At 65.8% G+C, this 13386-nt stretch carries 11 protein-coding genes; 7 read left to right on the top strand and 4 right to left on the bottom strand.

Annotation, left to right across the window (positions count from 1 at the left end; translation table 11 throughout):
• Positions 1 to 6: 6 nt before the first annotated feature.
• The 5 genes from AMOR_RS12285 to wecB all read left to right on the top strand — a co-directional run bounded on the left by AMOR_RS12285 (position 7) and on the right by wecB (position 5998).
• Positions 7 to 1362 carry a glycosyltransferase family protein gene (locus tag AMOR_RS12285; protein ID WP_248361454.1) on the top strand — a complete coding sequence of 452 codons (1356 nt, stop codon included), beginning with the start codon at positions 7 to 9 and terminating at the stop codon, positions 1360 to 1362.
• Complete coding sequence (locus AMOR_RS12280; RefSeq protein WP_248361452.1) at positions 1346 to 2566, top strand: glycosyltransferase family 4 protein; 1221 nt, start codon at positions 1346 to 1348, stop codon at positions 2564 to 2566. Before AMOR_RS12285 ends, AMOR_RS12280 begins: the two co-directional genes overlap by 17 nt.
• Positions 2567 to 2692: 126 nt before the next feature.
• Positions 2693 to 3715 carry a polysaccharide biosynthesis protein gene (locus AMOR_RS12275; RefSeq protein ID WP_248361450.1) on the top strand — a complete coding sequence of 341 codons (1023 nt, stop codon included), beginning with the start codon at positions 2693 to 2695 and terminating at the stop codon, positions 3713 to 3715.
• Positions 3716 to 3746: 31 nt separating this feature from the next.
• Positions 3747 to 4871 carry a polysaccharide biosynthesis C-terminal domain-containing protein gene (locus tag AMOR_RS12270; protein ID WP_248361448.1) on the top strand — a complete coding sequence of 375 codons (1125 nt, stop codon included), beginning with the start codon at positions 3747 to 3749 and terminating at the stop codon, positions 4869 to 4871.
• 5 nt (positions 4872 to 4876) lie between these two features.
• Entirely contained in the window at positions 4877 to 5998 is a 1122-nt protein-coding gene (gene wecB, locus AMOR_RS12265) for a non-hydrolyzing UDP-N-acetylglucosamine 2-epimerase (RefSeq protein ID WP_248361446.1), read from the top strand.
• A gap of 8 nt (positions 5999 to 6006) precedes the next feature.
• Here the strand turns inward: wecB and AMOR_RS12260 are convergent, their stop codons facing one another.
• Together AMOR_RS12260 and AMOR_RS12255 are read right to left on the bottom strand one after the other, a co-directional pair.
• Complete coding sequence (locus AMOR_RS12260; RefSeq protein WP_248361444.1) at positions 6007 to 7155, bottom strand: glycosyltransferase family 4 protein; 1149 nt, start codon at positions 7153 to 7155, stop codon at positions 6007 to 6009.
• A gap of 22 nt (positions 7156 to 7177) precedes the next feature.
• Entirely contained in the window at positions 7178 to 8353 is a 1176-nt protein-coding gene (locus tag AMOR_RS12255; protein WP_248361443.1) for a glycosyltransferase family 4 protein, read from the bottom strand.
• Positions 8354 to 8557: 204 nt separating this feature from the next.
• Between AMOR_RS12255 and AMOR_RS12250 the strand changes: the two genes are divergently transcribed.
• A complete protein-coding gene (locus AMOR_RS12250; RefSeq protein ID WP_318653865.1) occupies positions 8558 to 9607 on the top strand; it encodes an NAD-dependent epimerase/dehydratase family protein in 1050 nt (349 codons plus the stop codon).
• Between the two features lie 41 nt (positions 9608 to 9648).
• On the opposite strand, the gene AMOR_RS12245 is transcribed toward AMOR_RS12250, so the two are convergent.
• The gene (locus tag AMOR_RS12245) at positions 9649 to 10695 is read right to left on the bottom strand and encodes an SDR family oxidoreductase (RefSeq protein WP_248361442.1); all 1047 of its coding nucleotides are present in this window, start codon (positions 10693 to 10695) and stop codon (positions 9649 to 9651) included.
• Positions 10692 to 12014, bottom strand: coding sequence for a nucleotide sugar dehydrogenase (locus AMOR_RS12240; protein ID WP_248361440.1), 1323 nt, complete (start codon positions 12012 to 12014; stop codon positions 10692 to 10694). The genes AMOR_RS12245 and AMOR_RS12240 overlap by 4 nt, the downstream gene beginning before the upstream one ends.
• A gap of 181 nt (positions 12015 to 12195) precedes the next feature.
• Here AMOR_RS12240 and AMOR_RS12235 point away from each other — a divergent pair, with 181 nt between their 5' ends.
• Positions 12196 to 13236, top strand: coding sequence for an MraY family glycosyltransferase (locus tag AMOR_RS12235; protein ID WP_248361438.1), 1041 nt, complete (start codon positions 12196 to 12198; stop codon positions 13234 to 13236).
• The last annotated feature ends 150 nt before the right edge of the window (positions 13237 to 13386 follow it).

The following is a 13386-nucleotide window of genomic DNA, read 5'->3' as shown; positions in this document are numbered from 1 at the left end:
ACTGCCGTGGACGAGCAATACCCACGTGTGCTGGTGGTGAACGGTCATCCGTTCACGACGACCTCAGCTACAGGGCTGACGCTCAACAGCCTATTTCGGGGATGGCCGCGCGATAAGTTGGCGTGCCTGTATACCGTCGACCTTCCCACGAGTGCGGACGTGTGCGAAACGTACTGGCAACTGTCGGTGGCGGACATCCCGCTTGCGCGGGTGGCGTACCGCGTGCTCGGGAAGCCAGGTACACGGCAGCGCCGGGACGCCCACGCGCCGCAGGGGTCGGACCAAGAGCGGAAGCTTCTCGAAATGTCGCCGGGTTCATCCGCCGCGTTGGAGTGGGTCAAGCGCGTCGTAAATAAGCATGCGTTGTTGCACCTTCAGCGTTATCGAGTTCCGGAGTCGATGTGGGAGGCGATTCGCAGGTTCCGGCCGCAGATCCTGTATTCGATGCTCGGCGCCAACCCGATCATGCGCCTCGTCCTGGACGTGCGAGAACGTTGTCGAGTGCCAGTCGTTCCACACCTCATGGACGATTGGCCAACGACGCTTTACGGAGCATCCGCGTTCCGGACCGTGCTCCGCTCGCGCATGAAGAGGGATTTCGACCGTATCCTCGCTTGCTCGCCCGTTCGATTGACGATCGGAAGCGAGATGGCGCAGGAATACCTTCGTCGCTATGGCGGCGAGTTCACTCCGTTCATGAACGCAGTTGAGCCGGAGTGGCTTGTGCCGTCCGACGCGCCGTCGACGAATCGCCGCCGCGTGCGGGTGACATACGTCGGAGGCCTTCATCTCAACCGCTGGAAGTCGCTGCGAGAGGTTGGGACGGCGCTTGCGGCACTGTCGGGGGAAGGGCTCGATTCGGAGCTCCTGGTCTACACGCAGACGCACTTCGCGAACGAGGCGAAGCAGCTCGAGATGCCGGGCGTGATTCGAGTAATGAGGGCACTTCCACCGTCCGAGGTCCCTGCCGTGCTGCGCGATTCCGACATCCTTCTGCACGTGGAGAGTTTCGACACGGATGCGAGGACCTATGCGCGTTACTCAGTGTCTACCAAGATCCCCGAGTGCATGGGGGCCGGACGCCCAATCCTGGCGTACGGACCGGGCGAACTTGCTTCCGTGCGGTACGTCGTTGACTCGGGAGCTGGCGTAGCCGTCGGAACACGGGACGAACGAGTGCTGGCCGCTTGCTTGCGAGAGCTGATTCGGTCAGCCGCTGTTCGGCAACGCCTTGGTTCCCGCGGGTTCGAGGTGGCTTCGACACGGCATCATGCCAGCAGACAGCGGGAGGAATTTCGCGGGATTCTCGGACATGTGGCATTTCCGGCGCTTCAAGGCCGTCGCGATGACCGCGCGCGCTGATCCATCGGGAGCCTTCAAAGTGACTAGGCCCGGATGGATCGCATATGTCGGACCGTTCATGTTCCCCTGGGGGCAGGCTTCATCTCGGAGGGTGTACGGGGTAGCCCAATCTCTCGCCCGGGCGGGGCACCGAGTCGTCGTCGGTAGCGGTGAGCAGCACCCGAGAGTCCCGGCCCTACTGGAACAGGAGAACGGGGGCCAGCTCGTCCATGTCGGTCTCGGCGAACTCCATGGGACCGACGCTTCGGTGATCGCAAAGGCCATCAGACTTCTGGTATCGCAGGGCGCAAGAGCAGTGCGGTGGCTGGAAGCCCAGCCGATCACACCAAGTCACGTGATTGTCTACGGGGGCTACGCGCCATTCATGGCGCGGATCATGCCGTGGTGCCGTCGCAGGGGCGTTCCCGTTATCGCAGACGTCGTCGAGTGGTACGAGCCTAGCCATCTCCCGGGGGGTCGGTGGGGCGCATTCAACGCAAGCACGAACATCGCGCTGCGATGGCAGTACCCCCGATGTGATGGTGTCATCGCCATAAGCGCGTTCTTGGAGCGGTACTACGCGGCTCGCGGAGTGCCTGTGATTCGAGTTCCGCCGACCCTGGACGTTTCCAGGTTCGCGGCCGCTGATGAGCAACGGACGAGTAAGTGCCCAGGGATCGACCTGGTATATGCCGGCACGCCAGGGAAGAAGGACTTGTTGCCGAACGTCATTGCGGCCGTGAGAAGACTGAGCTCGAGGCAGGTGCGACTCCGCGTCCTCGGCGTCTCTCATGAGCAGGTCGTACGCCTCGTCGGGAAACGAGAAGGCCTAAGCGACGAGATCAGCATTGTCGGTAGGGTTCCGCAGCAGGAAATCGCTCGCGCGTACCAAGATGCCGATTTCAGTGTGCTGGCACGCGCGCCCCTCCGGTACGCCGAGGCAGGTTTCCCAACGAAGGTCACCGAGAGTCTGGCGGCGGGGGTGCCCGTGATCTGCAATGCGACGGGTGATCTCGCCGAGTACATCCGCGACGGGCACGAGGGTCTGCTGTGTGCTGACCATTCGCCGGAAGCCCTGGCATCCGGGTTCGAGCGTGCCCTATCCCTCTCTGTTGCCGATCGGTTTCAGATGCGCACATCGGCGAGGCTGGCGGCGGAGCGAAGTTTCGATTACCGGCGCTACTCCGATTTGCTAGCTGACTTCCTGGCGGCCGTGCGGAGGTAGGCCGGCAACCTGTTAATACCGACTCAGGACATGTGCGTGGCGCATCGTCCTCGGGCCGGGGTCCGTTGACCCGCCGGTGATCACCGGCTAGCGTCGGGCACCCACGAATCGAAGGACAACAGCTCCATGTTCGGCGACAAGACCCTTCTCATCACCGGCGGCACTGGCACGTTCGGAAACGCCGTCCTCCGGCGATTCCTCGACACGCAGATCAAGGAGATCCGCGTCTTCAGTCGCGACGAGAAGAAGCAGGACGACATGCGGAAGGCGTTCGCGAACCCGAAGCTCCGCTTCTACATCGGGGACGTGCGGACCGAGAGCAGCCTCCGCGACGCCATGGCGGGCGTGGACTACGTCTTTCACGCGGCGGCGCTGAAGCAAGTCCCGTCCTGCGAGTTCTTCCCCATCGAGGCGCTCCGGACGAACGCGCTCGGGACCGAGAACGTGCTGAACGAGGCGATCCACGCGGGCGTCGAGCGCGTCATCGTTCTCAGCACGGACAAGGCGGTCTACCCCATCAATGCGATGGGGATCTCGAAGGCGATGATGGAGAAGCTCGCGATCGCCAAGTCGCGGGTCGCGAGCGGCAAGACGACCATCTGCGTCACGCGCTACGGCAACGTGATGGCGAGCCGCGGGTCGGTGATCCCGCTGTTCATCAACCAGATCCAGTCGGGCAAGCCGCTCACCATCACGGATCCCGCGATGACGCGGTTCATGATGAGCATCGACGACGCCGTCGATCTCGTCCTCTACGCGTTCCAGCACGGTGAGCCCGGCGACACGTTCGTGCAGAAGGCGGCCTCCGCGACCATCGAGACGCTCGCGCTTGCGGTCAAGCGGCTCCTCCGCGCCGATAACCCTGTGAACGTCATCGGCACGCGCCACGGCGAGAAGCTGTACGAGACCCTGCTCACGCGCGAGGAGCTCATCAGCGCCCAGGATCTCGGCGGCTATTTCCGGGTCGCCGCGGACAACCGGGACCTCAACTACGCGCTCTACTTCAGCGAGGGCCAGAAGGACGTCTCGCGGAAGGAAGACTACAACTCGCACAACGTACCGCTCGCGGACGTGAACGCCATGTGCGACCTGCTCCTCAAGCTCGATAGCGTCCAGCAGGCGATCCGCGGCGAGAAGATCGAGATCTGACGGGCAGCTCCGCACCGCCCGGGAGAACGATGTGAAAGTGCTCGTGACGGGGGCCGCCGGCTTCCTCGGCAAGAACCTGGTCGCCGCGCTCAGGCCAAGGAAGGACGTCGAGGTCCTTGAGGCCGACGTCGCGACCGCAGCCGACGCGCTCGAGGCGGCGCTCGGTGTCGCGGACGTCGTCTTCCATCTCGCCGGCGTGAACCGCCCCGAGAATGTCGCCGAGTTCGCGACGGGCAACGCCGGCGTCACCGAGGCTGTCTGCGCCGCGCTGGAGCGCAAGGGTCGCCGGCCGAAGATCGTGCTCTCCTCCTCGATCCAGGCGGAGCGCGACAACCCGTACGGCCAGAGCAAGCGCGGCGCGGAGGAGGCGCTCGAGCACTTCAGCGCGCGTACCGGCGCCGAGTGCGTCGTGCACCGGCTGAAGAACCTGTTCGGGAAGTGGTGCCGGCCCAACTACAACTCCGTGACGGCGACGTTCTGCCACAACATCGCCCACGACCTTCCGATCCAGATCTCGGACCCGGGCGCAGTCGTCGACCTGACCTACGTCGACGACGTGGTGGCAGCGTTCCTGAGCGAGCTCGATGCACCGCCGCGCTCCGGGTTCCGCTTCGCCGAGCCGCTCGTCTCGCATCAGGTGACCCTCGGCGAGCTCGCGGAGACGATCCGCGGGTTCCGCGCGCACCGGACGACGCTCCGGCTCCCTGACTTCTCGAGCCCGTTCGTGCGGGCGCTCTACGCGACGTACCTCTCGTACGTCGAGCCCGGCGAGCACGGGTACCAGCTCGACATCAAGGCGGACACGCGCGGCAGCCTCGCCGAGTTCCTCAAATCCCCCTGCTTCGGCCAGATCTTCATCTCGCGCACGAAGCCCGGGATCACGCGCGGGAACCACTACCACCACACCAAGACCGAGAAGTTCCTGGTGGTGCAGGGCGAGGGGCTGATCCGGCTCCGGCAGATCGATGGCCCCGCCGTGATCGAGTTCCGCGTCCGCGGCGAGGATTACCGCGTGGTCGACATCCCGCCGGGATATACCCACTCCATCGAGAACGTCGGCGCAGGCGAGATGGTGACGCTGTTCTGGTCGAGCGAGGTGTTCGATCCCTCGCGGACCGACACGATCTTCGACCCCGTCCTGCCGCCCGCGAGGTGACGACGATGAAGGTGATGACGGTGGTGGGCACGCGCCCGGAGATCATCCGGCTGTCGCGGGTCATGGCGGCGCTGGATCGTCACGTCGAGCACGTGATCGTCCACACCGGCCAGAACTACGACTACGAGCTGAACCAGATCTTCTTCGACGACCTGGAGCTCCGGAAGCCAGACCACTTCCTCGCCGCCGCCGGCGCGACGGGGGCCGAGACCGTCGGGAACGTGATCGCGAAGGTGGACGCGGTGCTCGCGGACGTGAAGCCCGACGCGCTGCTCGTCCTCGGCGACACGAACAGCTGCCTCGCGGCCTACCCGGCGAAGCGCCGGAAGATCCCCGTCTTCCACATGGAGGCCGGCAACCGCTGCTTCGACCAGCGCGTCCCGGAGGAGATCAACCGGAAGATCGTCGACCACATCAGCGACGTGAACATGCCGTACAGCACCATCAGCCGCGAGTACTTGCTCGCGGAGGGGCTGCCGCCGGACCGCGTGATCAAGACGGGGAGCCCGATGCGCGAGGTGCTCGAGCACTACGCGCCGAAGATCCGGCGCTCGGACGTGCTCGCGCGCCTCGGCCTCGCGCCCGGGCAGTTCTTCGTCGTGAGCGCGCACCGCGAGGAGAACATCGACGCGCCCGAGCAGTTCCGGAAGCTCGTCGAGGTGCTGAATGGCCTCGCCTCCACCTACCGGGTCCGTACGATCGTCTCCACCCACCCGCGGACGCGGAAGCGGATCGAGGCGGAGCGTGTCACGCTCGATCCGCTCGTGGAGCTGCAGAAGCCGCTCGGGTTCTCCGACTACGTCCACCTGCAGACGCAGGCGAAGGCGGTGCTCTCGGACAGCGGGACGATCACGGAGGAGAGCTCGATCCTGAACTTCCCGGCTCTGAACATCCGGAACGCCCACGAGCGTCCGGAGGGGTTCGAGGAGGGAGCCGTGATGATGACCGGCCTGGAGTGGCCGACGGTCCGGGCGGCGCTGGGCGTGCTCGAGACGCAGCCGAGGGGCGAGGAGCGGCTGCTGCGGATGATCGCGGACTACGCGCCGACCAACGTCAGCGAGAAGGTCGTGCGGGTGATCCTCAGCTACACCGCGTACGTAAACCGGGTGGTCTGGCGGAAGGCGTAACCGCGCCGTCAGCCGGACCGAGCGGCACCCGCTATCGACGAATACAGGTTCTGGTACTTCTCGGCGACCGCGTCCAGCGTGAACATCTCAGTCACGCGGGAGCGTGCGGCAGCAGACAGCAACCGACGCTCGTCGGGCGTGCTGGAGAGAATCGACACGATCGCATTCCCGAGGAGAACGGGATCGCGTGGTGGCACGACCTTCCCGGAGTCCCCGACGATGTACGCCGAGTCCCCGCAGTCCGTGACGACGCACGGCACACCGCACGCCATCGCTTCACCGATCGTGTTCGAAAATCCCTCCGTGTACGACGATGAGCACGCGACGTCGAGCGCAGCCGTGAGCCGCGGGACATCGTCCCTCCTGCCGAGCAGGTGGACCCTCCCGAGAACTGCGTTCCGCTCGATTTCCGCGGAGAGGGCCTCGTTTCCCAACGTGATGCCGGCTCCCGCGAGCACGAATCGTGCACTTGGAGCATGCTCGGCGACGACCCGCGCCGCCGCCAAGAATGTGGCGTGATCCTTCACTGGGTCATAGCGCGCGATGAGGCCGACGAGCGGCGTGTTCGGATCGAGCGAGAGCTCGGCACGGACCGAAGCCCGCGCTTCAGCGTCCGGACGGAACCGGGAGGGATCGAACCCGTTCCCGATGACCACGAACTTGCGCCCGTCATAGCCAGCCGAGATCTGCCCTTTGCGCCCAGCCTCAGAGCACGCGACGATGCGCGTGGGAATGACGCGCGACAGTGCGGCACATGCTTTCTGGGTCGCACGCGTCGTCAGCTTGGCTTGGCGGGGATCCAGGAAGCTATCTCGTACGTTCCAGACGACTGGAACGCGTGCGAGCCTCCCGGCCAAACCGCCGAGAAGATCCGAGTGGTACATCCACGTCTGAACGAGATCAGGGCGGGCGGAACGGATCCACTTCACGAGCCTGGGGACCATCGCCGCGTTGGGGACGCCGCGGCGCATCCCGAGGGCGCGGACGTTGATCCCTAGCGCGCTGATCTCCCGGGCGACGGGACCCGCGTCGGTCAAGGAGATCACTCCTGCTGGCGTGACGATTCGGCGATCCAGCCGGGTCAGGAGCTTCAGCAACATGAGTTCCGCACCACCGGTGTCCAGCCCGTTGATGACGTGAATGATCCTGATGGGCATGGCTGTCACGCGATCCGCGGACCTAATGGTCGCGCGTGGTCGCCTCGGCCGAGGTGTCCCGCTGCAGTCCAATGGTCGAGCCCATCTCCGCTAACGCCTCGCCGTAGTGGCGCGAGAGCGCGGCCCACACTCGGCTCTGATCGAACTCCCGCAGTACCCACGCCCGGCCAGCCCGGCCGTGGGCGCGTGCAAGAGCCTCGTTCTCGATGTATTGGCGAATGGCGCGCGCGAGCGCGTCAGGGTCTCTCGGTTCGACGAGCGTGCCGGTCACGCCATCGCGAACGGCGTCGACGCACCCGGGGATCCGCGTTGCGACGACCGGCAACTCCATCGCGGCTGCCTCGAGCGGGACGAACGGAAGCCCCTCTCGATAGGAGGGTAGGACGACGACGTCCATCGCGGAGTAAAGGGGCGGCGTCTCCCAGTCGATTCCGTGAAGGTGCACGCGGGGATGCTCGCGTAACGAGCGCTCCACGTCCCGCGGGACTGGGTCTTCCGCCTCGAAGGGCCCGACGATGAGGAGATGGGCCTGCGGGATCGCGTAGCTGAGCGCTTCCCACGCCGCCGTGAGCTCGACGAGGCCCTTGTCGCGAACGACGCGTCCGACGTACCCGATCACGAGCGCATCGTCTGCAATGCCGTGCGCCTTTCGGACGCGAGCGCGGTGGACGGGCTTGAGGTCGGGGCTGAACCGAGAGCGCGCGTCCACACCGTTGATGCTGCCACCGAGCAGCACGATGGGATCACGGTTGGTGATTCGCTCTTCGATCACCACCTCGCGGATGGAGCGACTCACGCAGAGAACTCGCGTCGCGCACCGCGACGCGACCTGCTCAGTCCATCGCAGCAAGCGCCTCTTGAGTCCTCGACGCGTGACGAACGCGAGGCCGTGGATGTGGTAGATGCGAACGGGGACACGCGCGAGTCGAGCAGCGAGCATCCCGAGGAGCCCACCCTTCGGCGTGTGAGCGTGAACGATCTCGGGTCGAATCCGGCGAAACGTGCGGTACAGCTTCGCGACGGCGATCAGGTCTCGCAATGGCGTGATGCGCCGTGTCATTCGAATTTCGTGTGTGTGCACCCGTTCATCGCGCCCGAACTCCACGAGGTCAAGGCCAGGGGACGACACGGCATGCACGTCGAAGCCCGCGAGGCGCATCGCCTCGGGCTGGCCGGGCAGAAAGTAACGCAGCGACATCGGGACGGTCGTGACGTGTACGACCGTCGCCCGCGGATCGCGAGCGGCCCCCGGCTCGATCCACTTACACTCATCTTTCGTCTGATGTGCGAGTGAGCTCACAGGATGCAGAAATCGCTTTGTACCGCATCGCGCTGCCTTCTTGAAAGGCGGTCCTCCGCGTAGACGTGAACAGCGGACGCGGAACGTGACGCCCGTTGTCGGATGTCCGGAACCGGTGGTAAGACGTCGCGAGTTGCTGCCGAGCGCAGCCGCGCGCTTCCGATCCCGATGGATGATCGTCGTGCCGACGAAGTGTGGATTACCGGGGCAGCGGGAGCACTTGGACGCGCTCTCGCCCAACGGATTGCCTCGCTGTGTCGACCCGGCGCCATCGTCGGGACGGTCCGCAGACCGCCCGCGGACCCAGTGGCCGGTCTGAGCCGGCTCATCGTTTCGGACGTGTGCGACTGCGACTGGAACCGACATCTGACGTCGGCGCGGGTGATCTTCCATCTCGCGGCCTTCGTCCACCGGCGTCCGCGCTCGGAGCTCGACCGAAAGGAACTGTGGCGCATCAACTGCGAGGGTACGCAGCGCATCGCGGAGGCTTGTAGAGCGACGGGTGCGCTCCTCGTCTACGCGAGCACCGTTGCGGTGTACGGCAACGGCTCGAGAACGTCGCCGGACGACGAGACGCGCCCCTGCCCGACCACCGAGTACGGAAAATCCAAGCTGGTGGCGGAAGAGTTCATCAGGTCGCTCCCCGGGCTCTCTTACGTCGTCCTGAGATTTCCGCTTCTCGTGGGACCGCACGGCCGCGGGAACATGGAGCGACTGGTGGCGGCGATCTCTCGGCGGCGATACTGGCCCGTCGATTCGCGCGGTACCGAAAAGTCCTGGCTCTCGACCGACGACGCTGCAGCCGCCTTGCTGGCGGCCGACGTCGCGCATGCGCGCGGGAACACCTTCGTCGTCAGCCGCCCGGTACCGGACAGCCTGGATGCGATCCAGCAGGCAGCCTATCGCGCAACGGATCGTGTGCGGCCACGTCCGGCGCTGCCGGTCGGAGTCGCGAAGGTGGCTGCGTTCGTGGCGGACGGCTTCTCGCGAGCCGTCGGCCGAACACCGGTCGCGGCCGACGCGCTTCGAACCCTGACCGGTTCCGCCATATACGACGGCTCCCGGTTCGCGAGCGTCATGGGGTTCACCCCCGTCGACGATTTGGATGACGCCCTCAGGCGCACCGCCGCGTGGCAGCGCGGACGCCGATAGTGCTCGCAAGCATTCTCGCCGATGTCAGTACTCGCCGAAGCTCACCCGCTGGCGTGTGACGCGTACCAGGCGGCGGCCTCGACTAGCCCATCTCTCACCCCGTGGGAAGGCGCATATCCCAGCAGAGAGCGCGCGCAATCGATCGCTGCGAGCGAATGACGGATATCACCGGGCCGGAACGGCGCGTAACTCGGCATCCTCAAGCTCGCATCGGTCCGGAAGCGAGCCACCTGGTCGCGGATCGCGGCGAACAACTCGTTCAGGGTGGTTCGCTCGCCGCAAGCCACGTTGTACACGCGGCCGAGCGCCGCCGCGTTCGTAGAGGATGCAGCCAGGAGGTTCGCTTGCACGACGTTGGCGACGTAGCAGAAGTCGCGGCTCGTCTCGCCATCGCCGTTTATGACGACGTCGCCCCCGCCCAGCAGTGCCGCGAACCACCGCGGCATCACGGCCGCGTAGGGACCGTCGGGATCCTGTCGAGGACCGAAGACGTTGAAGTAACGCAGCCCCATGAGCTCGAGCCCATAAGCCTTCGCGAACGCCTCCGCGTAGAGCTCGTTCGTGAGCTTCGTCACTGCATACGGCGAGAGTGGGCGCCCGATGACGTCCTCCCGCTTCGGGAGGTCGGGATGATCTCCGTACACGGAGCTGGAGCTCGCGTAGACGATTCGCTTCACTCCGGCATCACGGGCTGCGAGCAGCACGTTCATGAAGCCCGTCACGTTGACGTCGTGCGACGTGCGTGGATCCTTGATCGACCGCGGGACCGAGCCGAGCGCTGCTTGATGCAGGACGCGCTGGACACCTAGCATCGCCGCGCGGCAGGCGGACAGGTCCCGGATGTCACCCTCGACGAGTCGGAATCGAGCGGCGCGAGCGCTGCCGACCGTCGTCAAGACATCTTCGATGTTCTCTCGTCGCCCCGTCGAGAAATCGTCAACTCCGATGACTTCCTGATCGAGGCAGAGAAGAGCCTGGACGAGGTGCGATCCGATGAAGCCTGCGGCGCCCGTCACGCACCAGCGGCTCGGTTCCGCGGACAGCGTGCGTTTGACCTGCTCGTATGCAACCATATCGCGCACGCTCACGCCTTCACGAGGCGGAATGGAAGTGCTCGTCCGGCAAACAGGGGAGCTACCAGGTTGCGCGTGTCCACGACGATCCGGGCACGTGCGAACAGGTCTGGTGAGCGAAATGCATCATGGGCCGTCGAGACCACGATTGCGTCACGGCGCGCGAAAGCGTCGGGCGTGCACGGAACGCTCTCGAGCCGCACGTCATGCTTTCGCCCCTTTCGAGCGGCCGGAAAGTGCGGATCGCAATAGTCGACGTGAGCCCCCGAGTCCTCGAGGAGCTCTATTAACTCGTAAGAAGGCGATTCGCGGTCGTCGTCGACGTTCGCCTTGTATGACAGTCCGAGCACGAGGACGCGCGAGCCTTTTAGAGCCTTTCCGTCCTCGTTCAGTGCGCGCATCGTCTTGTCGACGACGTAACGCGGCATCCGAGTGTTGATCTCACCAGCGAGCTCGATGAACCGCGCCCACCCGCCATGTTCCGCGGCTTTCCACGATAAGTAAAATGGATCGAGGGGGATGCAGTGACCGCCCAACCCAGGGCCCGGGTAGAACGGCATGAACCCGAACGGTTTCGTCTTGGCGGCCTCGATCACCTCCCAGACGTCGATCCCCATCCCGTCGAAGATCATCTTGAGCTCATTGACGAGCGCAATGTTCACGGACCGGAAGATGTTCTCCAGGAGCTTTGAGGACTCCGCAACGCGAGAGGAAGAGACTGGGACGACGCGGTCCAGCGCGGACGCGTAAAGCGCCACGGCGACGTGCGTCGACGGTTCGTTGACGCCGCCGACGATCTTCGGAATCGACTTGGTCGAGAACCTGTCGTTCCCGGGATCCTCTCGCTCTGGCGAAAACGCGAGAAAGTAGTCTTCGGGCGTCGTGAGCCCGGACGAGGCGAGAATGCGTTGCACCTCCTCGTCCGTCGTTCCGGGATAGGTCGTGGACTCCAGAACCACAAGCTGACCCTTCCGGAGGACCTTCGCGATCTCGCGAGCCGTCGCGTGAATGTAGGAATTGTCCGGCTCACGATGGGTGCCGAGAGGCGTGGGGACGCAGATCACGATCGCGTCGCACGCCGCGAGCCGATCAAAGTCGGTCGTCGCCTCGAACAGCCCGCTACTGACCGCAGCCTGAACGCGGTCTGGACCGATGTGCTTGATGTAGGACTCGCCGCGATTCAGCGCGTCGACCTTGCGGCTGTCGAGATCAAACCCGATGACGCGGAAGCCGGATTCGCGGAACACGAGCGCGAGCGGGAGTCCGACGTATCCTTGTCCGATGACGCCAATGACGGCGGCGCGCGTCTGGATGCGCGCAAGAACCGACTTCATCTCTGTCTCCCGGGGGGAACTTTGGAGCAGCGGAGTGTAGAGGGAACCCAGGCTCGCGCCAAGCCCGGGCGGTCGCCAGCGCTGACCGGCGTGCGGGTGGATTCCCCGCGAGCGCGACGTTTGCTACGTTGCCCGCGGGTCACAGAGTCCGCCACGGCGACGTCGAAGAGGAAGGATTGAGATGAGCGTGTGGAGTCTCGCGCTGAGCGCCACCGCGGCGATCGCGTCCCTGATCGTCACCTGGGGCGTCCGCGAGGTCGCCCTGAGGCGACAGCTCCTCGACCACCCGAACGACCGAAGCGCTCACGTCCGCCCGACGCCGCGCCTCGGCGGCATCGGGATCATGTGCGCCTTCCTCCCGTCTGCGGCGGTGATCGTCGTGATGTCAGGCGGCGGCGCGCGGGCGCTGTGCATCGTTGCTGCGACCGCCCTCATCTCGGCGCTCGGCCTCGCCGACGACCTCCGCCCGCTGGCCGCCCGGTGGCGGTTCGGCGTTCAGCTGCTGGCCGCGACGGTAGTCGTTGCCGTGAACATGGGGACGGTCCGCACCGCCTGGACGCTGCTGCCCCTCCCGGTGTGGCTGCTCGCTCCGCTGTCCGTCCTGTGGATCGTGTGGGTCACGAACCTCTTCAACTTCATGGACGGTATCGACGGCCTCGCCGGCGGGCAGGCCGTGATCGGGGGTGCCGCCATCTGCGCGGCGGCCGCCGCCGCGGGCGCGTGGATGCAGGCGAGCCTGGCGCTCGCGCTCGTCGCCGCCGCGCTCGGGTTCCTGCTCCTCAACTTCCCGCCGGCCTCGATCTTCATGGGCGACGTCGGCTCGACCGCGATCGGCTTCTTCCTCGCGTGCTTCCCGTTCCTCCCTGGCAGCGCCGGGATCCCGGTCGAGGTCGTCGGGCTCGCGATCGCGCTGTTCATCCTGGACGCGACCACGACGCTCGTCCGGCGCCTCGCGCGCGGCGAGCGGTTCTTCGAGGCGCACCGGACGCACGTCTACCAGCGGCCGCTCGCGGCGGGTGTCCCGCACGGCGTCATCACCCTCTCGGCGTACCCCGGAATGGCGATCGTCGGTGCCCTCGCGCTCGCGTACCGCGAGTCACAGTGGACGCAGCGCCATCTGCTCGTGGCCGCCGCGGTCGCGATCTTCCTCGGGTACGTGTACGTCGTGGCGTCGCTCGAGCGACGCGCTGCCGGCGTGGATCGCGACGGTGCTTCGTCCTGACATTTCCCGCGTTCGCGCTGATCGTGCGACAGCGGTGCTGATCCGCCGGCGAACAGAACCCTTCGGGTGCGCGATCCTGTCCCGCGCCCGAGGGCTCCACTTCCGCGCACCCCTCTGTTAGGTTCCGCCATTGTGATGCACCCGGGGGTA

Source organism: Anaeromyxobacter oryzae, assembly GCF_023169945.1.
GTDB classification, from domain to species: domain Bacteria; phylum Myxococcota; class Myxococcia; order Myxococcales; family Anaeromyxobacteraceae; genus Anaeromyxobacter; species Anaeromyxobacter oryzae.
This window is presented reverse-complemented; position numbering and strand designations above follow the sequence as displayed.

Coding starts and splice junctions, on each gene's coding strand:
- AMOR_RS12250 (WP_318653865.1), top strand. CDS start 8,558: ATGTCCGGAACCGGTGGTAAGACGTCGCGAGTTGCTGCCGAGCGCAGC.
- AMOR_RS12260 (WP_248361444.1), bottom strand. CDS start 7,155: ATGCCCATCAGGATCATTCACGTCATCAACGGGCTGGACACCGGTGGT.
- AMOR_RS12235 (WP_248361438.1), top strand. CDS start 12,196: ATGAGCGTGTGGAGTCTCGCGCTGAGCGCCACCGCGGCGATCGCGTCC.
- wecB (WP_248361446.1), top strand. CDS start 4,877: ATGAAGGTGATGACGGTGGTGGGCACGCGCCCGGAGATCATCCGGCTG.
- AMOR_RS12240 (WP_248361440.1), bottom strand. CDS start 12,014: ATGAAGTCGGTTCTTGCGCGCATCCAGACGCGCGCCGCCGTCATTGGC.
- AMOR_RS12255 (WP_248361443.1), bottom strand. CDS start 8,353: ATGTCGCTGCGTTACTTTCTGCCCGGCCAGCCCGAGGCGATGCGCCTC.
- AMOR_RS12275 (WP_248361450.1), top strand. CDS start 2,693: ATGTTCGGCGACAAGACCCTTCTCATCACCGGCGGCACTGGCACGTTC.
- AMOR_RS12280 (WP_248361452.1), top strand. CDS start 1,346: ATGACCGCGCGCGCTGATCCATCGGGAGCCTTCAAAGTGACTAGGCCC.